Source organism: Arthrobacter sp. 9MFCol3.1 (assembly GCF_000620385.1).
In the GTDB taxonomy this organism is placed as follows: Bacteria; Actinomycetota; Actinomycetes; order Actinomycetales; family Micrococcaceae; genus Arthrobacter.
The window spans coordinates 446,703-471,180 of sequence record NZ_JIBJ01000003.1; the positions used below are offsets into that span (position 1 = coordinate 446,703).

Genomic DNA, 24,478 nt, shown 5'->3' on the forward strand with positions numbered 1-24,478 from the left:
TCAGCGCGGCTCGGTTTTCGACGGTCACCGTCTTCGCAGGGAGGGCCAGTTTCAACTGCCCCTCCGGGTCCAGAAATACTTGACACAATCAGACGCCCAGCACTTCCCACCAGGCGGCGAGCTGCATGGCTTGGCTGGTAGCCGGTAAGGCCAGAAAACCCTGGAAGGCTGCGTCGACCATGCTTTTCGCACCCCAGCGCTCTAGGCCGCGCAGCGCCTCTATCGTTTTGCGAATTGCTTGGACGTTGTCTTCGATTCGCGACCACTTGTCGCAAGGGATGCACTGCTGCTTGCCTTCGCGTTCGAAGTACACGGCAACACCCCGGTCCATAGGTTGCGGCCTCTTCGCGTAGGGCAGTCCGTCGCGCCGCAATTCCTGGTTGGAGCTAAGCACGATGTTCTTCACACCTAAGAGCCGGAGTTCTGCCATCAGTCCATCCCGCGCGGATGCAAATGAAGTGTCGAATCTGGCAGGTGCTGGACGCTTCGAGCGTGGCCAACCGTTGGGCCAAGCGAGTGGATATGCTTCGGTGTTCACGACTTGGCCTTCAGAGCGGCAATGAGCCCCTGCACATCGGACTCGTTCTCGGGCTTGTCCTTGCCGATAATCCACTGGGAGTACTCGGTGGCCTTATCGCCGGTCAGGGACTTGGCTACGAGCAGCGCCTTGAGCTCGTCCATGCTAGCGGGGTTGATGAGTCCAGGCTTGCTAGCCGGCGGCACGTAGGTCTGCACGGGCTTGGTGGTTTCAGATACGTGCGGTTTTGCCTCGCTGGGCTTCACGTTCTTGTTGTCCGGGTTCTCGATGTTGCTTTCCAGCTCATCCTTGCTCCAGAGGTCGAGAGCAACCCCGAAGCGCATAGCGGCATTGCGGAGAGCGTCACCGATGCGCTCCTTAGGGGTTTCACCGTCGCCATATCCGAGCCGTGTCACTCCCCCGATTGTCAGGCGTATCCATAGACCACCGGCATTGTCGTACTGCGGTAGGCCGCGCTCATCGAGAGCTACGGGCTCCCATGTCCATTCAGGATCTACGGTTATCAAGCGGTCAGTTACGGCGGCGTGGCCTACATAGTCCAGGTGGACAGCCGGCATACCGTGGTAGCCGCCGCACTCGGTGCATATACCTTTGGGGTTTTCCTTTTTGGTTGGCTTTGGGAGCTGTCCCACGGCCTTGGGGTCGACGGGCTTCCGTAGTTCAGCCCAAATGTCTTTTGATTCAGTTGCCATTACAGCTCCTCCGCCTTGTTACGAAGGTTCTTGGCAATCCGAGTCAGAAAGTCGCAGGTTTCATCTAGGAGCTTGCCGGCCTCTTGGCTGGCCACATGAGGAAGTTCCAGCTGTTCAATGCTGATAGCCAGCGCCACCAGTTTGTCCTTGTCGGGGGCTAGTAGAGCTCTGCGGGCGGCCTCTTCCGCCTTTGCCGCATCAGCCGCTTCAGCTGCCACTCGTTCCGCCTCGGCCCGCTCTAGCTCAAGTCGCTTCTGTCGCTCGGCTTCGATTTCAGCCTCACGAGCATCGGCTTCCTCTTTGAGTCTGATGTTCTCCTGGCGGGTGCGCTCTTGTTCCTCGGCTGCAGCTTTCTCCGCTGCAATGCGTTCCGCCTCGGCCTTGGCTTTGGCGGCCTCCTGGGCTTCGAACGCGTCCTTTGAGCTGGCAACGAGATTTTCGAAAGTATCGTCGGCCATGTCTTCCAGGCTGTAGAGGCTCACATCTGGGACGTACTTAGAAAGCTTTTCGACACGCTCGGCGTGCCGGGCGGCTTTACGCTCCGCCTGTTTGATCTCCGCGAATTTCTCCTGGTTTTCCAGGTGCTCTTCAACGGGGACGATAAGCGCCTTGATGATGTTGGCCATTCCGTCGATAGCTTTGCCCTCGCGCAGGGATTGCTCCTTTAGGGACTTCCGGGTGTTTTCGACTTCGACGCGGACGTTCTTGAGGGCGAGCCGCTTGGTGCGGGCTTCCTGCATGAGGGTGGTCTGGTTTTCCTGCGTAACTACGATGTCGGTTGCGCCGGCGGCCAGTTCCTTTGCTTTTCCGTACGCCTGGCCAAAGTTGGACAGCAGGATTTCTACTTTGGTCTGCTCTAGCCCGTTGTCTGCGCCGACTACGGCCACTTCAGTTACTTCTTGATTGAGTGGTTGTGCTTGATTCGCCTAGTTCTGTGGCTTGAGGCCACCTCCGATTATGTTGATTGACGATGCGTATTCCCGCCGGCGATCCTCTCGGACTTTGGGGAGCAGTCAGGGACATTTGCTCGCTGCTTCCGGGGCGCTCATGGTTGTCTTTGATGCTCCCGATGAGTTCGGACAGGTACGTCATCGCCTTGCGGGATTGCTCGCAGCCATGCAGGTCAGCAGAGAAGCCGCGGGCCTCGTGGCAGTAGGCGCATTTGACTTTAGATATGTTCACGGCAGCCTCCACACATCCCGTCCACCACAATCTCCCCGCAGCAGTCGCCAGGCCGCAGCAGCTCCAGGAACTCCATGTAAGCGGGTTCGTCTAGCTCGGCAGCTAGTTCTAGGGGCTTGTCGTCGTCACTGAGAAGAGTGAACTTCCATACGGCATTTTTGATATGGGTAGTGCGGATACGGTGGCCGTCTCGGCGGAGGTCAGCTATGCGGGCGGAGTAGCGCCATGCAATGGGCATGAGGTCGATGTTCAGGACGCCCTTGTCGCCGGCGGCTTCCAGCTTGTCGTAGATACGTTCAGTTTGAGTTGACATCTACTTGCCCTCCCGCAACGCCGTGGCCTGGTTGAACAGGTGGCCGAGAGCAACGATGTACTCGCGCTTAGAGAAGATTCCTGACTGGTAGTAGACCTTGGCTAATTGAACGCGCTCCCAGATGTTCATCGGTCACCTCCCGTCAGCATCACCGCCAACACGATGAGGCTCAGGAAGAATCCGGAGAGGAAGAGGAGGGGCTGCGATATTGCGGCCGCCTTCTCGCCAGGATGGGGAATTAATATAACGTAATTTGGACATTTGGTTGATCGCCTTGTTTATACTAAGCATTATCAAGCAAAATGCTTAGGCGGTCAATACTTTTATTTTGTATCTGTTGGAAATACCGAACTATCGAAGTTATGCACAGGTGGATAATGCTGGGGATTAGTAAGTCTGGCAATTACATAATGAGAGTGCTAAGCTATAAGGACACTCCCGGCACGCAGTTGGTTTGATCGCCTTACCCTCCGGGAGTTTTTTTGTGTCCTCGACACCCGGGGCCTGGAGCAGGATCGTCAGTGCCGGAGGATAGACTCGGCTTGCAAACACGACGGCTTTGAAGGGTTTCAAGTGCAGAGGGAAGAAAAGTTCGAGCGGATGTTCTTTCCGGAGTCGGTCCTGAAGGAGGCCGCAGAGTCCCTGGCGGCGGCGGTGAAAGATGAAACAGTCATCGAGTGGGAACGTGCTTCCACTAGAACCGGGAACGTCTCTTGGGACTACGACAACGATGACGAGTTCTTCGTCGATTACAGCCCAACCATTCAGTCCGGCTACATATGCGCCTATGTGTATTCCGTTGAGATCCCTGCGTACGGGCCACGCGAGACCAAGGCCAGCCTGACGGTTTCCTACGGGCATAGTATGGCCGGCTACGGTGTCACTACGATCACCACGAATGCCTCGGAACGAGCTACGCTACTGCGCCCCTTTGCCGTCTTCCGGGCTTGGGCGGATAAGAACCCTCCCCCCGTGCCTGTCATGCCCGAACTCCCGCCCCAGCCCCCACTAAAAATATTCATCGGTCACGGACGATCGCACGATTGGCGTGACCTCAAAGATGCTTTGCACGACCACCACGGTTTCGATGTGGAGGCTTTTGAAACCAAACCCCGCGCCGGCTACACCATCCCCGAAGTCATCGAGAGTATGGCTTATGGCAACGCCCTGGCTCTCCTGGTTCTCACACCCGAAGACGAGCAGCCGGACGGTACGATACGCGCCCGCGAGAGCGTCGTGCACGAGGTTGGCTACTTCCAGGGCCGCCTAGGCAGCAAACGCTCAATCCTGCTCATGAAGGAAGGCGTAAACGAATTCTCTAATGTCCACGGCATCGTCCACGTCCCCTATAAGAGCATCCGCGAAGTGGTCGGCGAGGTTCTGGCCATCATCAAGCGGGAATTCCCGCACCTGTCTAAATAGGCGAGGCCTTCCGTACTAGTTTTGATCCCCGTCTAGCGCCCGAGAGGCACCATCATGTCCGTTGAGACCACTCCCGAAGTAAAGCCTCCGCCGAGCCGCAACAAGCTGCTCATCATCATTGGAGCAGCCGTCGTCGTGTTGCTTGCCGTCATTGCTATCGCCGTCAGCTCCCAGGCCATTAGGGCGGGTCAGGAAGCCGACGCCAAGGCGAGTGCGGAAGCAAGTACCGCCGCAATGCTCAAGGCAGTCGATGAGGCTCAGAAAGTCATCGATGACCAGCGAGCTGCGGATGCCGTGGAGGCCAACACGGTGTGCGAAAAGCGATTGGTGCAGAAGCACCCTACGGCTACGGCTCAGGCCGGTAAGACGCGGTCCGCGTATAAGGCGTCCGACAACAGCTACGACACTGTAGGCGCTTACACCGACGTTCCGGCTGGTAACACCATTCCGATGCAGTTTGTCTGCTCGTCCATTAAGGGCAGCGGCACGAGCTGGACGGTATTCCTGTCGAATGACGGGCATGGGTCGAGGATTCCGTAGCGCTTGAAGACCCTTCGCGAGATGTGGGACCAGCCCACTACTAGGACTATCAAGGTTCCCAAACTGCAGACCATCTTCCTCGTGGTTCTGTTGGTGGCCGCAGCAACGGCAATAGTTTGGGTATCAATCGCCATACGGAACGAGATGCCGCGACCTCCGGCCCCGACGCCGCCCCCTGAAGGCCCGGCAGCCTGGCTCAGTGCCTGGTCCACGTTCTGGAGTGCCATCGCAGGCGGCCTTGCGGCCATCGGCACCGCCGGCGCTCTTCTGATCGCGGCCTTCAGCTACAAACACCAGGTAGATGAGAAAAACCGGCAGGCCGAGGAGCGACGGCGGCAGGCCCGGGAAATTCGGCGGGATGAAGAAAATATGCGGCGTGCACAGGCCATGCAGGTGTCCATTTTGACCCCTGCCTCCCAAGTGCACATCAACCACGTTGTCCTTCAGGTTCACAACGGAAGCACAATGCCTATCAGGAACGTCCTTCTCAGGTGCTTCAACCACTCTGGCCAAGATTCGGGCCAGAAGTTTCAGCAAGTCATCGCGGGTGGGATGACCCATGACATGTTCGAGCAAAATCGAAGGGTGCTGGACACGGTGTGGGCTAGTTTCGAAGACGCTTCCGGCCAGAAATGGAAAGTCCACGTCAACGGTGAGCTAGAAGAGCTGTGATCACCCATGCGACGTAAAACTCAGATCATTGCCAGCATTGCCATCATATTTAGTAGCATCGCCATCATCTCGTCCCTGTCGTACTTCATGCAGGGACCGACTGCCGATGCAGCGCCCAACGCAGCCGAGTGGCTAAGTGCCATCTCGACGTTCTGGGGAGTCGTGGCGACTGCCCTGGGTGTGGTTTTGACCGGCGGAGCCCTCCTGGTTGCAGCCTTGACCTACAGTCGACAGGTAGCTGATAAGCACCGTGAGCTGGAGGAAAAGCGCAGGGAGCAAGCGGGCAAAGTTATCGTTAGAGTAGAGCGGCAGCTGGACGGCAAGACCTTGGTCGACCTAAAGAATCCCACCAACTTGCCGATCTTCAAATTGAACCTGTACACGATTGGTGACGATGGGCTGGTGGTCGATAGGCAGCCACTCTCTCAGGAAGTAGTCGTGGGCGACTATGATGGCCACCTTTTCGACTCGTGCTGTCAAGTGCACAGCGCCTATGCGGAATTTACAGACAGTGGCGGAGTCGCCTGGACCCGCACTTCCAAAGGCACGCTGGTGGAGAAAGGGAAGGAGCCAGATGGCTTTGACCCTAGGGAAATGTGGCGGCCGGGTGATCCCATGCATACGTATATGACTTGGTACTGACGTGGCGCGGCTTTCGAAACCTCCTCAAGCAGAGTGGTTGAACTATGACAACTGAAGTAACTGACTGGATTAGCGCCGGAGCCAACGTAGCCGCCGCGGTTGGGACGGTGGGGGCTTTATGGGTGGGAGCAGTGACGCTTCGCCGGCAGGTGAACGACCAGCGTCGGGGACAGGCAAAGCTAGTTACGGTCGGGGTGACACGGACAAGGACGCGGCGAAAATCCGAAGACCTGTTTTATGTCCTCAACAACGGCGAGGAGCCAATATTCGGGGTCGACCTTCTGATCACCAGCCACAAGGGTTCGTCTGCATCAAGCGAGGATGTGCTGCCTCCGAAGTCCAGTATGAGTGCGGTCATTGAATCCGGAACGGTCACTGAAGCGAGGGCACAGTTCGGGGATAGCGCCGGCAATGGGTGGACCAGGTTTATCAGTGGTGAGTTATTTGAGAACCGCCATTGGGGCAGGCCACGTCTTGAGGCCCCCAAGGCCCAGTCTGAGCAAAAGAACAGGCTCGACCAGGTAGAGCAGAAAATAGCGAAAATACATCGCAACGCAGCTGAAGGCTAAGGCGTTCATTATAAGCGGCCTCCCAGCTGCGCCTTCAGCAACGAGCTGAAGTATCGTGCCGGCGCTTTGCCCGTCCGGGCTTGCTCGGCTAGATCGCTGAACTTCTGACAGCCCAGGGCATAGATGGCCTTGCAGTACCAGGCGCGGAACTCTGGGCTCGTAACGTCGCCGTAGGCTCCGAGGAGCTGGTCGACCTCATCCCTGGTCTTATGACATTCACAACTGCAATTGTCAGTTGCAGTTGAAGGTTCGGAGAACCTTTTTTCAATTGGTTGCCTACCGGCAGTATGGAGTCGGTAGTTGGGGTCTATTGGGTTTAGGGACACAGCAAACACACCTCCTTACGATGTGCATAAGGGCTTAGTTGTTGTTCTGAACCCCATGCGCGCGCTAGGAGTACTTTGATGTATTCACAGGCCGGTAGAGAGGGGCAAGGATTTCCGCTTATTCACCTTGCAACGGGTAGCAGTATGTTTTAACTCCCACTTTGTCGCCTTTCGGCTGGCCGTGGCCAAGTCATCAGTCCCTTACTTTTCAGCGCCTTATCCTCAGCCCGTTCCCAGGAAGAGGCCACAACGCCAACGTAGTCTTTTTGGATACCCTCTCTATCAACCTATGAATGTACGCCATCTCGGTCGGTGCCGGTGCCTTTTACTGGTGGACAATACCTGACAACAGAAATGATCCTATTGAGCTGTAGGCGTCTTTCTGCTACTTTGAGAGGAGAAAGAGCCAGCTGTATCCTGGTTCTTTTTTTGTTGTAGATTTACTTTATTCCCCTTGTGTATATGTTGCAATAGTCAAAATAACTATGTGGATTAGTTGGACATTATTTGTCAGAATAGCCGTATCGACAATCGCGTCGAAGTACCTACCCTCCAAACAGCAAACGTTGCGTGTCTCCACCGGGCACGCTCACTCGCCCCCGAAATGCGATGTCTGGGGCACTCCGGTCACACCTATATGGTTGACCGGATTTTTAGTTGCGCCCCATGGAGAGGAAGATATCCACCTGCTGCCGCTGGTTGGCTTCCATCTCGTCGTACAGATCAAGAAACCCACTCCGCTTCGGCTCGGGGTACTCCAGAGCTAGGAGGCGGCTAACCCGTATCTCGGTCAGTTTCACCATGGCGGTCAGGAGTTCGAGGGGGATGTTATCCACGTCAACCTCTCTGCGGCTTCATCGAACAGGACTACTTTGAAAAGCTCCGGCTCGTTGAGTTTGCGGATGATGTTTTCCAGGTAGCGCTTCCTGGCTTCGTCTGGAACCGTCCACAGCACTAGCGGGAACGCCCGGTCTTCCGGCCAGTGGCCTGAGTCAATCGCTTGGATGTAGCGCCGGCACTTGGCGGTCAGCTGCGTCTCCCACTCAGCCGAGCGATCTAGCTCTCCCCATAAGCTCACTCCCCCAACCTCTAGATAGAAGTCTGGTTTGAGTTGCACATGCCCCACTCGGGTATGGCACCAAGGTTCAGTCAGGAACGTCATGTCGGTAGCCCCAGCCTCCACAAGACGGACATACAGCTCTGAGATGTCCAGGGTGTGCATGTCGGGAGTCCGAGCCCTGGATGCGGCCAGTTGATACACGTACTCCACGTTCCCGCCATAGGCTCCCCACATCCTCTTTAGTACCCCTAGCTTTACTAAGCGGGTTAGGTGTCTCCTGACTCTTACTTGGGTTCCGTCGTGGGACTGTAAGAAAAACGGTGTGTGAGGTTCCGGCCTGATCCGAAAGGAGACGGCCGTGTCAGAGTCCACGACCGAGATGACAGGGGTCATGATCGATCCTGTGACGGGAGAGATCATCGATCAGAAGAAGCTTGCGGAGCGGTTGCTCACGCAGGCCAAGGAGCAGGGCGTGAGCCTGGTAGGCCCGGGCGGGCTGCTGAACCAGCTTACGAGGAATGTGCTGGAGACCGCGCTGGAAGCGGAACTGACCGAGCACCTGGGCCACGAGCATGGCCAGACGCCGATCGCAGCCAACATGCGCAACGGCACCAGGTCCAAGACCGTGCTGACCGAGATCGGCCCGGTCGAGATTGAGGTGCCCCGGGATCGGGACGGGTCTTTCGAGCCGGTGATTGTGCCCAAGCGAAAACGACGTTTGGACGGGATCGACCAAATCGTCCTCTCGCTGTCCGCCCGGGGATTGACCACCGGGGAAATCGCCGCGCACTTCGAGGAGGTCTACGGGGCCAAGGTCTCCAAAGACACCATCAGCCGCATCACGGAGGGGTAAAGATGGCTTCGTCATCTGGACTCTATTCCACGAAATCGGTCATGTCCTGAACGACCCACGAGGCGAAATGCATCTCGAATACAGCACCGAGAGGAAGCGAAACAGTGCCGCAGAAAAAGCAGCCAACAGCTTCGCGCTCGAAGTGCTTTTCGGGGAATCGGGCATAGAGGAGTTCCGAGGCCTGACTCGCGATAATGAGATAAAGCGAAAAGCAGCCGAAATCGGTATCTCGCCCGGCGTGGCTGTCCACCAGCTTCATCGACGCAGGTGGTTGGACTATAGCTTCGGTAACCGACTCTGCGTCGACATCACAGGCACTTACACCGCTTAGTTACACCCAGGACAGCTGCCAGCAACGAGCGGGCGGCTGTCCTGCCTTATGTAGTTAGTTGCCAGTCGGTCAATTTACGTCCTCGCGCCAGACCATTCATAAGATTGTCGCGTTCTGAACCGCATCAGAGTGTCGCACGCTGGACTCCCGCAGCCGGTTACCAACAAATCCGGCCAGCAGCAACGCCTCAAGAGTATGACCTATCCCCCTGTCATGGCTTCACGATAGCTTCAGGGGCACCGCAGCGGGAGCTTCATTGGAATTGCCCAGGTTGCTGTGGAGAGCTCTAAGTTGTATCACCAAGCGGTCAACGAGAGAAAGAAACATCAACCCATCGCCCTGCCACACGGCGCAGGTTCCGCGGCACGGCCACGTGACCCTCCTGGACGCCCTCACAGTTTTCCCCGAAGAAGCCTGCGCGAACTAAGCGCCTGCCGCCAGAGCCGCGGAGAACCGCCCTAGTGAGGACGAGAACAAAGAGGCGCCGTCCGCCTATGAAAATCGCTGCCCTGTAGCCGTCCCATGTGGGCTCGTCCACGCAGCCGCTGGCCAGTGTGCCCTCAGCCGGGACGGTGGCAACAGCTTTGCCGGGCCAGTTCCGCGGGCGGGCGCAGTGAAGCTGGCACGTCTTCTCTCATGCGCTCACGGTACGGCGCTTAGCGCTTCGGGAGGAAGGCGATTTTTTCCAGGTTAGTAACGTCGATTCTGATCTTCCGGGAGCCGCCCATGACTCCTTCAACGATCACATGCGCCTCGTAGAGGTCCCATGTGCGTTCGATTCCGAGCAGTTGATACAGTTCGGCTTTTAGGCCGGGGTCAACCCTGGTCGTCAGTAGGTGCCCTTTGCCGTCGCAGTTGATCCACATATATCCTCCGTCCCCGTCATCAGTGACGTTGGTGATGACTCCCCAGAACGCGCGGGTGCCGCCCTCGTGTGCTGTTTGCCCAGTCACGTCTGCGATCTTGTAGAAGTAGTCAGTTGCTCGGACTGCCGGCCCCCTGGCTGGCACGTCCAGGTACAGGGTTTCGGGCGGATAATCGGGGCGGTTCCGGAGGTTTTTGAGCAGCAGTTGCAACTTGGTGGTGTCTTGCAATGGGCCGTTGCCTGCTGCACTGTTGCCGCCGTTGCGACGGCCCCCACCGTTGCCGCCTGTTCGTGTTGGGTTGAGGGGGCCGGGCTTCCCATAGCGGATTTCCTTGTTCCCGTGCGCCGGGCCGCGGTCTGGCAAGGGTACCCCTGCGCCGTTGTTGTTTCCGGCAGGGTTCCCCAAGAAGTCGCAATCATCGTCATGGTCGTTTCCGCGCACAACACCGAAATGAGGGTTTCGCTTGGTTGCGTCGATGAACCTTGCTTTTTGCTCACAACCGCCACAGATGAAAGTCGGGCGACGCTTCTCCAGCCATTCGTCAGGATGCTTTTTAGCCTCGTCGCTGAGTTCCCTCGCGAGCCACAATGTGCTGTCTTCCACGCAGAAAGCCATATCCACTGGCTAGTCCTCCCCCAAGCTGATGTTGGGCCCATCATACTGTCAGGGCCGGGGCGTGGCCTTTTGGGTGGAAAGCGTTCTAGTGCAAACGTCGCGTCGGGTCTGCCGGTGAGTTTTGAGCACAACGGGCGTACCTCACGCGTAACTGCGGAGCCTGCCCGCTGGTTTGAGCGAATTGACTGGTGGAAGGAATTAAAGCACTACCCCGTGAAACTCCGCCGCGGATTGACGTTTAAGGCACGGCTGGGCAGGCGCGACGAACTTGTCACGTTTGACCTCGTCTGGGACCAGGATCGGGTTACCTGGCTGCTTCTCCCCTGTGCGGCCCCTAGTGCGGCTTGAATGCGCTAAGGCTCGGATGAGGGATTTGGGTTGAGTCTTCAAGGAAACAGTTGATCTGCCAGGTGCAGGGGACGCTGTTCGACCCAGCGACTGTTGCGCGGGCTGCAGTGCATCGCACTCATGGAAAATCCCGAAAAGTCAAGCTTTGTCAACAGCAAAGAGGCAGAAACCCTCTGACCTGCGGAAACACTGTGCCCGAGGTGGGACTCGAACCCACACACCTTTCGATACCGCATTTTGAGTGCGGCGCGTCTGCCAATTCCGCCACTCGGGCGCGGAGTACACCGGTGTAACAATCAGCCTGCCACAGTGCTGTGAGCAACGCGATCGCTTCCAGTGCGCGAAATTACTCTACATGCAGATAGGCTGAATTCCAGAATCGCGCCAGTGACGCCGCATCGAACCAAACCGGTCCAAGTACATTGGCGGACAAAACCTATGATGGTTGAGTTCCCGCCGTACCTTTCCAAGGAGTTCCCGTGTCAGAACAGACGGAGTCAACCCCCACTTCCCAGCCGGCGCGCCGCGTTGTCGTCGCCGAGGATGAGACCCTCATCCGCCTGGACATCATCGAGATCCTGCGGGGCGAAGGCTACGACGTCGTCGGCGAGGCAGACAACGGCGAAAAGGCCGTCCAGCTCGCCGAGGAGCTCAAGCCCGACCTGGTCCTGATGGACGTCAAGATGCCGGTCATGGACGGCATCTCGGCCGCCGAAAAGATCGTCAAGGCCCGGATCGCCCCCGTGGTCCTGCTCACCGCGTTCAGCCAGAAAGAACTCGTGGAGCGCGCCCGCGACGCCGGTGCCATGGCGTATGTGGTCAAGCCGTTCACCCCGGCGGACCTCATCCCGGCTTTGGAGATCGCGCTGTCCCGCCACGAGGAAATCAAGGCCCTCGAGAGCGAGGTGACCGACCTGCAGGAGCAGTTCGCCACCCGCAAGCTCGTGGAGCGCGCCAAGAGCCTCCTGACCACCAAGATGGGCCTGACGGAACCGGAAGCCTTCCGCTGGATCCAGAAGACCTCGATGGACCGCCGCCTCAGCATGCGCGAGGTCGCCGAAACCATCATCAACCAGGTCAACTAGCCCCCGACGGCGCCGGCCGCGCTCCGCGGCCGGAAGCCGCGGACGCGAAGCACCAAGCACCAAGCACCAAGCACCAAGCACCAAAAAGGGAGGATCCCCGCCAACCGGCGGGGATCCTCCCTTTTTGCATTCACGCTGTCAGAACTAGGCCTGGACCCGGTTCTTCTTCTTCTTTTCCGGCCACGGGCCGAGCTTGTCCTTGGCCACGGCCGCTTCGCCTTGGCTGCCGATGTCGGCGAGGTCGCCCACCTTGTGGACCTTCAGCAGGTTCGTCGAACCGGCCTTTCCGGGAGGGGAACCGGCGGCGATGACCACCAGGTCGCCGTCCTCGACGACGTCGAGTTCCAGCAGGCTGCGGTCAACCTGGGCCGTCATCTCATCGGTGTGGCCCACCATCGGGACCAAGACCGGCTGGATGCCCCACGTCAGTGCGAGCTGGTTCCAGACGTGCTCCACCGGGGTGAAGGCGAACACCGGCCGGATGGGACGCAGCCGGGAGAGGCGGCGTGCCGAGTCACCGGACTGGGTGAAGGTACAGATGTACTTCGCTTCCAGCTGGTCGGCGATCTCGACGGCGGCCCGGGTGATGGCGCCGCCGCGGGTCTTGGGCTTGGTGCCGAGCGGGGGGACGCGCTCCAGGCCGTGGACCTCAGTGGACTCGATGATCCGGGCCATGACCTTGACGGTCTCGATCGGGTACTTGCCCACGCTGGTCTCGCCGGAGAGCATCACCGCGTCGGCGCCGTCGAGCACCGCGTTGGCGCAGTCGGAAGCCTCGGCGCGCGTCGGGCGCGGGTTGTCGATCATGGACTCGAGGACCTGGGTGGCCACGATGACCGGCTTGGCCCAGCGGCGTGCCAGTTCGATGGCCCGCTTCTGCACGATCGGCACTTCCTCGAGGGGAAGTTCCACACCGAGGTCGCCACGGGCCACCATGATGGCGTCGAAGGCGTCGATGATCTCGGGGAGCTGCTCCACGGCCTGCGGCTTCTCGATCTTGGCGATGACCGGCACGCGGCGGCCTTCCTCGTCCATGATCTCGTGCACGCGGACAATGTCCGAGGCATCCCGGACGAAGGACAGGGCAACCATGTCCACGCCGCGGCGCATGGCCCAGCGCAGATCGTCCTCGTCCTTTTCGCTCAGCGCCGGCACGTTGACAGCAACGCCGGGCAGGTTGATGCCCTTGTTGTTGGAGACGTAGCCGCCGACAATCACCTGGGCGACCACCTTGACGTCGTCGACGTCGATCGCGCGGAGGGCGACCTTGCCGTCGTCGATCAGCAGGGCATCGCCCGGGTTGACGTCCTCGGTCAGGCTCTTGAGGGTCGTGGAGCAAATGTCCTTGGTGCCGGGAACGTCCTCGGTGGTGATCGTGAACGTGTCGCCGACCTCCAGGAGGTGGGGGCCGTCGACGAAGCGGCCGAGGCGGATCTTCGGGCCCTGCAGGTCGGCCATGATGGCCACGGCCTTGCCGAGCTGTCCCGCAGCCTTGCGGACGTTCACGTAGGTGTTGTCGTGCACGGAGTAATCGCCGTGGCTCATGTTCATGCGTGCCACGTCAACGCCGGCTTCCAGCACGGCCAGCGTGTTGTCAAAGCTTGCGATTGCCGGTCCGAAAGTGGCCACGATTTTAGCGCGTCTCATATACCTACCCTACTGGTGTGTTGCATGGATAAAGTTGAAGTGCGGATGAATCCCGGAGGTCCTGTGGGACTACGGGGGTGGGACTACAGAACAGCCATCGCACGGTCGGTCGGCGCCACGGGTGCCGGCAGAATGGTGCTGCCCATCAGGAACTTGTCCACCGCGGCCGCGCAGGCGCGCCCTTCGGCGATGGCCCAAACGATGAGGGACTGGCCGCGGCCGGCGTCGCCCGCGACGAAGATGCCTTCAGTGTTGGTCATGTAGTAACCGTCCCGTGCCACGTTGCCGCGGCCGTCAAAGTCGGCCTGGACCTGGTCCGTGATCCCTGCCGGCTCGGCGCCAGTGAAGCCCAGGGACAGGAAGACGAGGTCCGCCGGAATGACCCGCTCGGTGCCGGCCTTCGGAAGGCGCAAGCCCCCGACGAATTCCGTCTCCGCGACCTTGACGCCGGTGAGTTTGCCGTTTTCCCCGACGAACTCCACGGTGGAGGCGAGGTAGGTGCGTTCGCCGCCTTCCTCGTGCGCGCTGGCGACCTCGAACAGGGTGGGGAACGTCGGCCACGGCTGGTGGCCGGCCCGCTCGATGGGCGGCTGCTTGCCGATCGCCAGGGTGGTCACGGACGCGGCCTGGTGCCGGTGCGCGGTGCCGAGGCAGTCGGCGCCGGTGTCGCCGCCGCCGAGGATGACGACGTGCTTGCCCGCGGCGTTGATCTGGTTCTCCACGGTCTCCCCCGCCACCACCCGGTTGGCCGGCACGAGGTAGTCCATGGCGTAGTGGACGCCGTCGAGCTCGCGGCCCGGGATCGGCAGGTCACGCGGGACGGTGGCCCCGGTGGCGATGACGACGGCGTCGTACCGGCGGCGCAGCTGCTCCCATGTCACGTCGGTGCCGACGGCCACCCCGGTGCGGAACCGGGTGCCTTCGGCCTTCATCTGCTCCAGCCGGCGGTCCACCTGCTCTTTTTCCATCTTGAAGTCGGGGATCCCGTAGCGCAGGAGGCCGCCGATCTTGTCGTCGCGCTCGTACACGGCCACTGTGTGGCCCACCCGGGTCAGCTGCTGGGCGACGGCGAGCCCGGCGGGGCCGGAACCGACGACGGCGACCGTCTTGCCGGTCAGGCGTGCCGGCGGCAGCGGGTTGACCCAGCCGTTCTCGAAGGCCTGGTCCACGATCGATACCTCGACCTGCTTGATGGTCACGGCGGGCTGGTTGATGCCCAGCACGCAGGACGCCTCGCAGGGGGCAGGGCACAGTCGGCCGGTGAACTCGGGGAAGTTGTTGGTGGCGTGCAGCCGCTCCATCGCTTCCTCGCCCTTGTCCCGCCAGACGAGGTCGTTCCATTCCGGAATGAGGTTGCCCAGCGGGCAGCCCTGGTGGCAGAACGGGACGCCGCAGTCCATGCAGCGGCCGGCCTGGGCCTTCAGGACACCCTTTTCCTGGGCCTCGTAGACCTCTTTCCAGTCCATGATGCGGACCGGAACGGGACGGCGCGGCTGGGTTTCACGCTGACGTACTTTCAGAAATCCGCGTGGATCAGCCACCGGTCACCTCCAGGATTCGAGACCAAACTTCTTCGCCGTCGGGGTCCAGGCCCTCTTCGATGGCGTCAAGACGGGTTTGCAGGACGGCCGCGTAGTCGCGCGGCAGCACCTTGGTTATGCGGGCTGCGGTGTCATCGAAGTTCTCGAGGAGCCGCGCCGCGAGCAGCGACTCGGTTTCCTCGAGGTGCTTGACGAGCAGCCCGTGGACGATGTCGCGGTCCTCGGCGTCGAGCTCGCGCAGCTGCAGCTCGCCTGACTCGAGGGCCTGCTTGTTGACGCGCTCGGTCTGCAGGTCCAGCACGTAGGCCGTGCCCCCGGACATGCCGGCGCCGAAGTTGCGTCCGGTGCGGCCGATGATGAGCGTCTGGCCGCCGGTCATGTACTCGCAGCCGTGGTCGCCGATGCCTTCGACCACCGCGGTGGCGCCGGAGTTGCGGACCAGGAAGCGTTCGCCCACCTGGCCGCGGAGGAACATCTCACCGCTCGTGGCGCCGTAGCCGATCACGTTGCCGGCGATCACGTTGCGCTCGGCCGGGAACACGTTGGTGCGGTCCGGCCGGACGATGATGCGGCCGCCGGAGAGTCCCTTGCCGACGTAGTCGTTGGAGTCGCCGAACATGCGCAGCGTGATGCCGGCCGGCAAGAACGCCCCGAGCGACTGGCCCGCGGTGCCATTGAGCGTGATGTCAATGGTGTCCGTGGCCAGGACGTCGGTGCTGAAGGTCTTCGTCACGACATGCCCGAGCATGGTGCCGACGGAGCGGTCCGTGTTGATGACGTTGACGGAGATCTTCACCGGCGTGCGGTCGCTCAGCGCCTCGGCCGCCATGGCGATCAGGCGCTGGTCGAAGTGCTTGTCGAGTTCGTGGTTCTGGCCGGTGAGGTTGCGCAGCGGCGCGTCGTTGTCGAACTCGAGCCCGTGCAGGATCGGGTCCAGGTCCAGCCCTTCGGCCTTCCAGTGGTTGATCGCGTCGCGGGAGTCGAGCATCTCGGCGTGGCCGATCGCCTCCTCGATGCTGCGGAAACCCAGTTCGGCGAGGATTTCGCGGACTTCCTCGGCAAGGAATTCGAAGAAGTTCACCACGAACTCGGGCTTGCCGTTGAACCGGGAGCGCAGCTCGGGGTTCTGGGTCGCGACGCCCACCGGGCAGGTGTCCAGGTGGCAGACGCGCATCATGATGCAGCCGGAGACCACCAGCGGGGCGGTCGCGAAGCCAAACTCCTCGCCGCCGAGCAGCGCGGCGATCACGACGTCGCGGCCGGTCTTGAGCTGGCCGTCGACCTGCACCACCACACGGTCGCGCAGGCCGTTGAGCATGAGCGTCTGCTGCGTCTCGGCGAGGCCGAGTTCCCACGGGACACCGGCGTGCTTGAGCGAGTTCAGCGGCGAGGCGCCGGTCCCGCCGTCGTGCCCGGAAACGAGCACGACGTCGGCCTTGGCCTTGGTGACGCCGGCCGCCACGGTGCCGATCCCGACCTCGGAGACGAGCTTGACGTGCACCCGGGCCGAGGGGTTGGCGCGCTTGGCGTCGTAGATCAGCTGCGCGAGGTCCTCGATGGAGTAGATGTCGTGGTGCGGGGGCGGCGAAATGAGGCCGACGCCGGGGGTCGAGTGCCGCGTCCGGGCCACCCAGGGGTAGACCTTCTGCGCCATTAGCTGGCCGCCTTCACCGGGCTTGGCACCCTGGGCCATCTTGATCTGGATGTCGTCCGCGTTGGACAGGTACAGGCTGGTGACGCCGAAGCGGCCGGAGGCGATCTGCTTGACCGCGGAGCGGCGGGTGGGATCGAGAAGCCGGTCCACGTCCTCGCCGCCTTCACCGGTGTTGGACTTGCCGCCCAGCCGGTTCATGGCGATCGCCAGGGTCTCGTGGGCTTCCTTGGAGATGGAGCCGTAGCTCATGGCGCCGGTGGAGAACCGCTTGACGATGCTGGAAACCGGTTCCACTTCCTCGAGCGGCACCGCGGGACGCGAACCTGCCTTGAACTTCAGCAGACCGCGCAGGGTCATGAGGTTCTCGGACTGGTCGTCAACGCCGCGGGTGTAAGCCTTGAAGATGTCGTAGCGGCGTTCACGCGTGGCGTGCTGGAGCCGGAAGACGGTCTCGGGGTTGAACAGGTGGGGTTCGCCGTCACGGCGCCACTGGTATTCGCCGCCGCCGAGCAGGGGCTGGTGCGGCAGTTCGATGCCGTTCTCGGGGTAGGCCATCCGGTGCCGTGCCAGGACTTCGGCGGCAATGACGTCGAGGCCGACGCCGCCGAGCTGGGAGTGCGTGCCGGAGAAGTACTCGTCCACGAGGTCCTGGCCGAGGCCGAGCGCTTCGAAGGTCTGGGCCCCGGTGTAGGAGGCGACGGTGGAGATGCCCATCTTGGACATGATCTTCAGGACGCCCTTGCCGAGGCCCTTGATCAGGTTGTAGACGCCGTCCTGCGGGGTGACCCCCACGACGTCGCCGGAGGCGATGAGCTGCTCCACGGATTCCATGGCCAGGTACGGGTTCACGGCGGAAGCGCCGTAGCCGATCAGCACGGCGACGTGGTGGGTCTCGCGGACGTCGCCGGCCTCCACCACGAGGGCGGTCTTGGTGCGGTTGGCGCTGCGCAGCAGGTGGTGGTGGACGGCGCTGACCAGCAGCAGGGACGGGATCGGGGCCCACTGGGCGTTCGAGTCGCGGTCCGAGAGCACCACGTACTGGACGCCGCGGTTGATGGCGCCGGAGACCTGTTCGCAGATTTCGGTGAGCCGGGCCCGGAGCGAGTTCTCGCCGCCTTCGGGGCGGTAGAGTCCGCGGACCTTCATGGCGACCTTGCCGCCGTCGGCGCTCTCGATGTTCGCGATCTTGGCGAGCTGGTCGTTGTTGATCACCGGGAACGGCAGCGAGACCTGCGGCTGCCGGACCTGCTTGGTGTCCAGCAGGTTGCCGTTCGGGCCGATTGCGCACGTCAGGGACGTGACGAGCTCTTCACGGATGGCGTCCAGGGGCGGGTTGGTGACCTGCGCGAAGGACTGCACGAAGTAGTCGAAGAGCAGCCGCGGGCGCTTGGACAGCACGGCCACCGGGGTGTCCGAGCCCATGGCACCGAGCGGTTCGGCGCCGGTGCGGGCCATCGGGCCCAGCAGGATCTTCAGTTCCTCGGTGGTGTAGCCGAAAGTGCGCTGGCGGATGTTGACCGACGCGGCGGTGTGCACGACGTGCTCGCGTTCGGGCAGGTTCTTGAGGTCGATCAGGTTGTCCTTGACCCATTCGGCCCAGGGGTTCGCGGCGGCGACCTCGGCCTTAACCTCGGCATCGTCGATGATCCGGCCGGCCCCGGTGTCCACCAGGAACATCTTGCCCGGCGAGACGCGGCCCTTCTTGACCACCTTGGAGGGTTCGACGTCGATCACGCCGACTTCGGAGGCGAAGACGATCAGGCCGTCCTCGGTGATCCAGTACCGGCCCGGGCGCAGCCCGTTGCGGTCCAGCGTGGCACCGACCAGGTTGCCGTCCGTGAAGGAGACGGCCGCCGGGCCGTCCCACGGCTCCATCAGCATCGAGTGGTATTCGTAGAAGGCGCGGCGGGCCGGATCCATGGTGGCGTGGTTTTCCCAGGCCTCCGGGATCATCATCATGATCGAGTGCGTGATGGGCCGGCCGGAGAGCCAGAGCAGCTCGGCCACCTCGTCGAAGGAGGCCGAGTCCGAGGCGCCCGGGGTGCAGATCGGGAACAGCTCTTCGGGTGAGTCCCCCAGCAGCGGGCTGGAGAGCTGGGACTGCCGGGCCCGCATCCAGTTGCGGTTGCCCTTGACCGTGTTGATCTCGCCGTTGTGCGCGATGGTGCGGAACGGCTGGGCCAGCGGCCAGGACGGGAACGTGTTGGTGGAGAAGCGCGAGTGGACGATCGCGAGCTTGGTCTTGAAGCGCTTGTCCGACAGGTCCGGGTAGAACGGCTCGAGCTGCGCGGTGGTGAGCATGCCCTTGTAGACGATGGTCCGGGAGGAGAGCGACGGGAAGTACACCCCGAACTTGTTCTGGGCGCGCTTGCGGATCCGCCAGGCGCGGGAATCGAGCTCGTTGCGCTCGAGGGTTTCCCCGGTGCTGGAGGCGAAGAAGGGCTGCGAGAAGTACGGCATGCAGGCCCGGGCCATGGCCCCGACCAGGTCGGCCACGATCGGGACTTCGCGCCAGCCCAGGACGGTCAGGCCCTCGTCCGCGGCGAGGCCTTCGATGCCGGCGCGGGCGGCGTCGGATTCGCGCTGCTCGGCGGGCAGGAACGCGGTTCCCACGATGTACTGGCCGGGGGCCGGGAGCTCGAAGTCCGTGACTGCGCGGAAGAATTCGTCCGGCACCTGCATCAGGAGTCCGGCGCCGTCGCCGGTACCTTCATCGGCGCCCACGGCACCGCGGTGCTCGAGGTTGCGCAGGGCGGTCAGGGCGGCGTCGACGATGTCGTAGCCAGGCTCACCGCGGAGCGTGGCGATGATGGCCAGGCCGCAGGCGTCCTTCTCGTTCTCCGGGTTGTAGAGTCCGGCAGCGGCCGGAATCGCCGCGAAGCGGGTGAAGGGTGACGCGGCAGCCGAGGGCTGGTCCGGATCGGACCAGCTGGGGCCGTGAAGAGTTTGGGTCATTGGAGACGTCCTTCCTCCTGATCGTGCGTATGGGAGGGACAACATTGGCCCCACTCGGCACGCCGGTGTGTGACGGGCGCAACAGAGTGTTTTTCTAACTGGAATTGTAGGCCAGCCCGGCCTCCTGTACTAACAGTTACGCAGGTGCTGGCCCGGGCTTGCATGGACAGCTTCGATCTGCTGTCCATGGCAAGCCCTCTTGCCACGACGCTGTGGAGTCGGGTCCGGTGAGCGGTGGCTCCGGTCAACCCGAAGTGCCGGCGCTGAGCTACTTGGTGCCCTCAGCCTCCGGCGCGGTTCCAGTTCCCTGGCGGCCGGAAACTCCGGCTGCCGGAGCTCCGTTGGCGGGCGCGGTGCCGCCCGTGGAGTCCTTGTCCGCATCCTCGGATGCGCGAACTGGTCCGCTTTGGTTATTCCGGAGATTAGCACGGGATTCACTATCTGAGACAGCGGCGTCCGAATGGCGGATGGTTGCCGCGTCTGCGGGAACGGTGGCGCGGTCGTCGTCGGTGGCGTCAGCGTCCGGCTTTGACACTGCCGTCTTTTCCTCCGCCGTCGTCGTCTCCGCCGGCGTAACCTCCGCGGGCTGGGCTTGCGCCGGTGCGCGGCCGGGGAGGAACGGGGTGTCCGGTTCGGTGCGCTTGCGCAGTCCGAGGAGGATGAAGGCGAGCAGGGCCCCGGCGAACACGATGATGCTGGTCCAGACATTGAGCCTGGTGGTGAGCCCGAAGAGGGTGATCTGTTCGGCGTCGTCGATCCGCATGGCCTCGATCCAGACGCGGCCCAGGGTGTAGTACATGGCGTAGAGGCAGAAGAGGCGGCCGCGGCGGAAGCTGAATTTGCGGTCCAGGGCCAGCAGGATCAGCACGCCGGCCAGGTTCCACAGCGACTCGTAGAGGAACGTCGGGTGGAAGAGCGTCTCCGCCGGCATGCCGGCGGGGAAGTTCGGGTTGTTGGGATCGATCTGCAGCCCCCACGGAAGCGTGGTGGGGCCGCCGAAGAGCTCCTGGTTGAAGTAGTTGCCCCACCGGCCGATCGCCTGGGCCAGCAGCAGCCCGGGGGCCGCGGCGTCCATGAAGGCGCTCAGCTTCACCCCGGCGCGCCGGCACCCGATCCAGGCGCCCACGGCGCCGAGCACAACGGCGCCCCAGATGCCCAGGCCGCCGCGCTGGATCTGCGGAATCAGGGACAGGTCCCCTGTGCCGTCGAATCCGGGGCCGAAGTAGGCGTCCGGAGAGGAGAACACGTGGTAGAGCCGTCCGCCGATGATGCCGAACGGGATGGCCCAGATGGCGATGTCCCAGACGCTGCCCTCGGGGGCGCCGCGGCGTGCCCAGCGGACCGAGGTCAGCCACAGGCCGGCAATAATGCCGGCGAGGATGCACAGGGCGTAGGCGTGGATGCGCAGGGACCCCCACGGCAGCGGGATGTCGAATCCGGACCAGCTGGGGCTCGGAATGCTCGCGGGAATCATCGCCGCCGCGTGGAGGACTGACTGCATTGCTTACGCTTCTTCCTTGGTAAGGCCGGTGCTGAGGTCTTTCGTCAAGGAGGCTACCGCATCCACGCCGCCGTCCCGGATGGCCGCGACGAGGGCGGTGCCGACAATCACGCCGTCGGCGTACTCGGCGATCTCGCGGACGTGGCTGGCGGTGGAGACGCCGAGGCCCACGCAGACGCGTTCGGCGCCCGCGGCGTGCGCGGCGGCGACGACGTCCTTGGCCGCGGAGCTGACCGAGGTCCGGGCGCCGGTGACGCCCATGATGGACACGGCGTAGACGAAGCCGCGGCTCGCGTCGACCGTGCGCTTCATGCGTTCCGGCGAGGACGAGGGAGCCACGAGGAACACCCGGTCCAGGCCGTACTTGTCCGAGGCTGCCATCCATTCGGCGGCCTCGTCCGGAATGAGGTCCGGCGTGATGAGCCCGGCTCCCCCGGCCTCGGCCAGGCGGCGGGAGAACTCGTCCACGCCCATCCGCACCACGGGGTTCCAGTAGGTCATGACCAGCACGGCGGCGTCGGTCTTGCTCGTGATGCCGCGGACGACGTCGAAGACCTCCCGGACGTGGAAACCCTTCGCAAGGGCCTCCGTCGTGGCAGCCTGGATGACCTGGCCGTCCATGACCGGGTCCGAGTACGGGATGCCGATCTCGATGAGGTCGGCGCCGTTCTCGGCCAGGGCGACGCCGGCGGCAATGGTGTCTTCAACGCTTGGGTAGCCAGCGGGCAGGTAGCCGATCAGGGCCGCCCGGCCCTGGGCGCGGGCGCGGTCAATGGCCGCGGCCGACTTGCTGGCGTGCTGCGCGGTGTTCTGGTTGCCGTCCTGGCTGGTGCTCACAGCTGTTCCCCCTCTTTGGCGATTTCGGCTTCGGGCGAGTCCTTGTCCAGCAGGTCAAACCACTCCGCGGCTGTGGCCACGTCCTTGTCGCCGCGGCCGGAGAGGTTCACGATCACGATCTTGTCTGACGCATCACCCTCCGCGGCGAGCCGCTGCCCCACCTTGATGGCGCCGGCGAGGGCGTGGGCGGATTCGATGGCGGGGATGATGCCCTCGGTGCGGCACAGGAGGCGGAAGGCCTCCATGGCTTCGCTGTCCGTGATGGGCTCGTAGCCGACCCGGCCAATGTCGGCGAGGTAGGAATGTTCGGGGCCGACGCCCGGGTAGTCCAGGCCCGCGGAGATGGAGTGCGACTCGATGGTCTGGCCGTCGTCGTCCTGCATGAGGTAGGAACGCGCGCCGTGCAGCACACCGGGTTTGCCGAGGGTGATGGTCGCCGCGTGGCGTCCGGTTTCGACGCCCTCGCCGCCGGCCTCGAAGCCGAAGATCTTGACCGAGGGGTCATCGAGGAAGCCGTGGAAGATGCCGATCGCGTTGGAGCCTCCGCCGATGCAGGCACAGACGGCATCCGGCAGCCGGCCCGTCTGCTCCAGGATCTGGGCGCGGGCTTCCTCGCCGATCACTTCGTGGAAGTAGCGGACCATCGCCGGGAACGGGTGCGCGCCGGCGGCGGTGCCCAGCAGGTAGTGCGTGTTGCCCACGTTCGCCACCCAGTCGCGCAGGGCCTCGTTGATGGCGTCCTTGAGCGTCTGGGATCCGTTCGTCACCGGGATGACGGTGGCGCCGAGGAGCTCCATCCGGGCCACGTTGAGGGACTGCCTGCGGCAGTCCTCGGCGCCCATGTAGACCACGCATTCCAGTCCCAGCAGGGCTGCCGCCGTGGCGCTGGCAACACCGTGCTGGCCGGCGCCGGTTTCGGCAATGACGCGGGTTTTGCCCATCCGCTTGGCCAGCAGCGCCTGGCCCAGGACGTTGTTGATCTTGTGCGAGCCGGTGTGGTTGAGGTCTTCGCGCTTGAGGAAGATCCGCACCCCGCCGGCGTGCTCGGCGAAGCGCTTGGCCTCGGTCAGCAGGGAGGGCCGGCCCGAGTAGTTCTTGTTCAGCTCGGCGATCTGGGCCGTGAACTCGGGGTCGGCCTTGGCCTTCTCGAAGGTGTCCTCGAGCTCGTCCAGGGCTGCGATGAGCGACTCCGGCATCCACCGGCCGCCGTAGTTCCCGAAGTAGGGCCCCGGGGCGTGGCGCAGGGACGGTTCGCCCTGCGCGGGATGCTCCCCGGGGCGGCCGCCCTGCAGGAACGCGTCCACGGCACTTTCGTCAGAGCCGGCTGCTGGCGCATCGACCATCAGTCTCACCATCCTGTTCCACTGCTAGCTTTGGGGATCTGCAGATGAGATCCGCTCATTGGTCCGGGCAAAATTGCGGGCCCGGTACCGCTCACGGTCCGGACGGAGGCGCCAGGACCGGCCGGCCTCAGGCGCGGGCGGCGATTGCCGTCGCGCCGGCAGCCATGAATTCGGCGATCCGCTCGCGGGGCGTCGCGTCACTGACCAGCGCCTCGCCGACCAGGACCGCGTTGGCGCCGCGGGCCGCGTAGTGCTTGACGTCCTCGACGTCGCGCACACCGGATTCGGCGACCACGAGCGCACCGGCGGGAATGCCGCCGGCCAGCTCCGCGAACACGGAACGGTCGACGTCGAGCGTCTTGAGGTTGCGCACGTTGACGCCGATGATCCGGGCCTCCGCGGCTACAGCGCGCTCGATTTCCTCGGCGGTATGGGTCTCGACCAGCACGTTCATGCCGAGCTCGCGGCTGAGGGCCGTAAACTCACGCAGCTGGGCGTCCGAGAGCGAGGCCACAATCAGCAGGATCAGGTCGGCGCCGTGGGCCCGGGCCTCCCAGATCTGGTACTCGTCAACCATGAAGTCCTTGCGCAGCAGCGGAATGTCCACTGCGGCCCGGACGGCGTCGAGGTCGGCCAGGGAGCCGCCGAAGCGGCGCTCCTCGGTCAGGACGCTGATCACAGCGGCGCCGCCGTCGGCGTATTGCGCGGCGAGGGACGCGGGATCGGCGATGTCCGCGAGCGGGCCCTTGGACGGGCTGCGGCGCTTGACCTCGGCAATCACCTTGAGCTGGTCCCTGGTGCTTGAGGTCCCGCCCAGGGCGGCCCAGGCGTCACGGGCGGGCGCCGCCGCGGCGGCACGTTCCTTCAGCTCCGCGAGCGTGACCAGACGCTGGCGCGCCTGCATATCCTCCCTGACACCGGCGTTGATGTCGTCGAGAACGCTCAC

The 24,478-nt window shown here is 63.0% G+C and carries 22 protein-coding genes, 1 tRNA gene and 1 pseudogene; 8 read left to right on the forward strand and 16 right to left on the reverse strand.

From position 1 onward, the window contains the following. Window positions 1–88: 88 nt before the first annotated feature. From C560_RS21050 to C560_RS23925, 5 genes are all read right to left on the reverse strand, one after another. Complete coding sequence (locus C560_RS21050; RefSeq protein WP_051532952.1) at window positions 89–430, reverse strand: hypothetical protein; 342 nt, start codon at window positions 428–430, stop codon at window positions 89–91. A 104-nt stretch (window positions 431–534) separates the two neighbouring features. Next, a complete protein-coding gene (locus C560_RS23560) occupies window positions 535–1,230 on the reverse strand; it encodes a hypothetical protein (RefSeq protein ID WP_197026092.1) in 696 nt (231 codons plus the stop codon). After that, window positions 1,230–2,117, reverse strand: a complete 888-nt coding sequence (locus C560_RS0102115; RefSeq protein WP_026536958.1) for a hypothetical protein — start codon at window positions 2,115–2,117, stop codon at window positions 1,230–1,232. The genes C560_RS23560 and C560_RS0102115 overlap by 1 nt, the downstream gene beginning before the upstream one ends. A 281-nt stretch (window positions 2,118–2,398) precedes the next feature. After that, on the reverse strand, window positions 2,399–2,725 hold the full coding sequence (locus C560_RS0102120) for a hypothetical protein (protein WP_026536959.1): 327 nt from the start codon (window positions 2,723–2,725) through the stop codon (window positions 2,399–2,401). Then, window positions 2,726–2,854 (reverse strand): hypothetical protein, encoded by a 129-nt coding sequence (locus C560_RS23925; RefSeq protein ID WP_269320007.1) that lies wholly within the window; start codon window positions 2,852–2,854, stop codon window positions 2,726–2,728. It lies immediately after the preceding gene. A 444-nt stretch (window positions 2,855–3,298) separates the two neighbouring features. Here C560_RS23925 and C560_RS22565 point away from each other — a divergent pair, with 444 nt between their 5' ends. From C560_RS22565 to C560_RS23260, 5 genes are read left to right on the forward strand one after another with little or no spacing between them, the layout of a single operon-like run. Continuing rightward, window positions 3,299–4,147 carry a TIR domain-containing protein gene (locus tag C560_RS22565; protein ID WP_155855715.1) on the forward strand — a complete coding sequence of 283 codons (849 nt, stop codon included), beginning with the start codon at window positions 3,299–3,301 and terminating at the stop codon, window positions 4,145–4,147. Window positions 4,148–4,201: 54 nt separating this feature from the next. After that, window positions 4,202–4,687, forward strand: a complete 486-nt coding sequence (locus C560_RS0102135) for a hypothetical protein (RefSeq protein ID WP_026536960.1) — start codon at window positions 4,202–4,204, stop codon at window positions 4,685–4,687. A gap of 3 nt (window positions 4,688–4,690) precedes the next feature. Next, window positions 4,691–5,359, forward strand: coding sequence for a hypothetical protein (locus C560_RS0102140; RefSeq protein WP_026536961.1), 669 nt, complete (start codon window positions 4,691–4,693; stop codon window positions 5,357–5,359). Window positions 5,360–5,365: 6 nt separating this feature from the next. Continuing rightward, window positions 5,366–6,001 carry a hypothetical protein gene (locus C560_RS0102145; RefSeq protein ID WP_026536962.1) on the forward strand — a complete coding sequence of 212 codons (636 nt, stop codon included), beginning with the start codon at window positions 5,366–5,368 and terminating at the stop codon, window positions 5,999–6,001. Between the two features lie 44 nt (window positions 6,002–6,045). Then, a complete protein-coding gene (locus C560_RS23260; protein WP_155855716.1) occupies window positions 6,046–6,570 on the forward strand; it encodes a hypothetical protein in 525 nt (174 codons plus the stop codon). A gap of 979 nt (window positions 6,571–7,549) precedes the next feature. Here the strand turns inward: C560_RS23260 and C560_RS22900 are convergent. Together C560_RS22900 and C560_RS0102160 are read right to left on the reverse strand one after the other, a co-directional pair. Next, on the reverse strand, window positions 7,550–7,732 hold the full coding sequence (locus tag C560_RS22900; RefSeq protein ID WP_081801593.1) for a hypothetical protein: 183 nt from the start codon (window positions 7,730–7,732) through the stop codon (window positions 7,550–7,552). Continuing rightward, window positions 7,705–8,349, reverse strand: a complete 645-nt coding sequence (locus tag C560_RS0102160; RefSeq protein WP_197026093.1) for a replication-relaxation family protein — start codon at window positions 8,347–8,349, stop codon at window positions 7,705–7,707. Before C560_RS0102160 ends, C560_RS22900 begins: the two co-directional genes overlap by 28 nt. Here C560_RS0102160 and C560_RS21065 point away from each other — a divergent pair. Then, window positions 8,348–8,803 (forward strand): annotated as a pseudogene (locus C560_RS21065) (IS256 family transposase); the annotation flags it as partial. The gene C560_RS0102160 and the pseudogene C560_RS21065 overlap by 2 nt on opposite strands. Before the next feature lie 73 nt (window positions 8,804–8,876). Beyond that, window positions 8,877–9,140: a hypothetical protein gene (locus C560_RS24065; protein ID WP_442853136.1), complete on the forward strand. Its 264-nt coding sequence runs from the start codon at window positions 8,877–8,879 to the stop codon at window positions 9,138–9,140. 656 nt (window positions 9,141–9,796) lie between these two features. On the opposite strand, the gene C560_RS23265 is transcribed toward C560_RS24065, so the two are convergent. Both C560_RS23265 and C560_RS0102180 read right to left on the reverse strand, forming a co-directional pair. Then, window positions 9,797–10,627, reverse strand: coding sequence for a hypothetical protein (locus C560_RS23265; protein ID WP_155855717.1), 831 nt, complete (start codon window positions 10,625–10,627; stop codon window positions 9,797–9,799). Window positions 10,628–11,161: 534 nt separating this feature from the next. Continuing rightward, window positions 11,162–11,243, reverse strand: a tRNA-Leu gene (locus tag C560_RS0102180). A gap of 205 nt (window positions 11,244–11,448) precedes the next feature. On the opposite strand from C560_RS0102180, the gene C560_RS0102185 reads away from it, so the two are divergent. Beyond that, window positions 11,449–12,054, forward strand: coding sequence for an ANTAR domain-containing response regulator (locus C560_RS0102185; RefSeq protein WP_018772478.1), 606 nt, complete (start codon window positions 11,449–11,451; stop codon window positions 12,052–12,054). 144 nt (window positions 12,055–12,198) lie between these two features. Here C560_RS0102185 and pyk read toward each other — a convergent pair whose 3' ends face one another. The 7 genes from pyk to trpC all read right to left on the reverse strand — a co-directional run bounded on the left by pyk (window position 12,199) and on the right by trpC (window position 24,478). After that, window positions 12,199–13,701 carry a pyruvate kinase gene (pyk, locus tag C560_RS0102190; RefSeq protein WP_043422273.1) on the reverse strand — a complete coding sequence of 501 codons (1,503 nt, stop codon included), beginning with the start codon at window positions 13,699–13,701 and terminating at the stop codon, window positions 12,199–12,201. 83 nt (window positions 13,702–13,784) lie between these two features. Continuing rightward, window positions 13,785–15,242 carry a glutamate synthase subunit beta gene (locus C560_RS0102195; protein WP_026536967.1) on the reverse strand — a complete coding sequence of 486 codons (1,458 nt, stop codon included), beginning with the start codon at window positions 15,240–15,242 and terminating at the stop codon, window positions 13,785–13,787. Continuing rightward, window positions 15,235–19,851 (reverse strand): glutamate synthase large subunit, encoded by a 4,617-nt coding sequence (gene gltB / locus C560_RS0102200; RefSeq protein WP_026536968.1) that lies wholly within the window; start codon window positions 19,849–19,851, stop codon window positions 15,235–15,237. The genes C560_RS0102195 and gltB overlap by 8 nt, the downstream gene beginning before the upstream one ends. Window positions 19,852–20,119: 268 nt before the next feature. Further along, window positions 20,120–21,352 (reverse strand): prolipoprotein diacylglyceryl transferase, encoded by a 1,233-nt coding sequence (gene lgt, locus C560_RS0102205; RefSeq protein ID WP_026536969.1) that lies wholly within the window; start codon window positions 21,350–21,352, stop codon window positions 20,120–20,122. A gap of 3 nt (window positions 21,353–21,355) precedes the next feature. Then, window positions 21,356–22,189, reverse strand: a complete 834-nt coding sequence (trpA, locus tag C560_RS0102210) for a tryptophan synthase subunit alpha (RefSeq protein ID WP_026536970.1) — start codon at window positions 22,187–22,189, stop codon at window positions 21,356–21,358. Then, the gene (trpB, locus tag C560_RS0102215; protein WP_026536971.1) at window positions 22,186–23,532 is read right to left on the reverse strand and encodes a tryptophan synthase subunit beta; all 1,347 of its coding nucleotides are present in this window, start codon (window positions 23,530–23,532) and stop codon (window positions 22,186–22,188) included. Before trpB ends, trpA begins: the two co-directional genes overlap by 4 nt. Window positions 23,533–23,659: 127 nt before the next feature. Then, the gene (trpC, locus tag C560_RS0102220; protein WP_026536972.1) at window positions 23,660–24,478 is read right to left on the reverse strand and encodes an indole-3-glycerol phosphate synthase TrpC; all 819 of its coding nucleotides are present in this window, start codon (window positions 24,476–24,478) and stop codon (window positions 23,660–23,662) included.